This window comes from Priestia sp. P5_B4 (genome assembly GCF_056400385.1).
In genome coordinates this window covers 1-561 of the sequence record NZ_JBFULJ010001489.1, presented here as the reverse complement: position 1 = coordinate 561, position 561 = coordinate 1, and the positions used below count along the sequence as shown (strand labels likewise).

Below are 561 nucleotides of genomic sequence, written 5' to 3'. Positions count from 1 at the left end.
CATATTCTTGTACTTTTTTGACCATATCTTTGATAGCCTTTTGAATAGCTTCCTTATTCATATTTTTTACTTTACAATAAATTGTATCGCGCATTAAAATAGGTGGATCAGCCGGATTTAAGAGAATAATAGCTTTTCCGCAGTCTGCACCGCCTACTTTTTCAATAGCTTTTCTTGTGGTAACAGTAAACTCATCAATATTTGCTCGTGTTCCTGGTCCAGCGCTTAGGCTAGAAATAGTCGCTACAATTTCTCCATATGTTACATCTGCAACTTGGTTGATTGCATAAATGATAGGAATCGTCGCTTGGCCGCCGCACGTAATCATGTTTACATTTTCTGATTCAAGATTTTCTCCAAGATTAACTGGAGGACACACAAAAGGTCCTTTGGCAGCGGGAGTTAAGTCGATGACCATTTTTCCTAAGTCTTTTAAAATCTTTGCATGTCTAACGTGAGCCTTAGCCGATGTAGCATCAAACACAATTTCCGCCAGGTCTGGATTTTCAGCAAGGGCTTTTATTCCATTGCTGTATGTTTGATACCCTGCTTCTCTCGCTC

The 561-nt window shown here is 39.4% G+C and carries 1 protein-coding gene; it reads right to left on the bottom strand.

Annotated features, from left to right (window positions below; genetic code table 11):
* The coding region (locus tag AC1DRF_RS31770; protein WP_477742798.1) for an acetaldehyde dehydrogenase (acetylating) at positions 1–561 on the bottom strand (561 nt) is incomplete at both ends.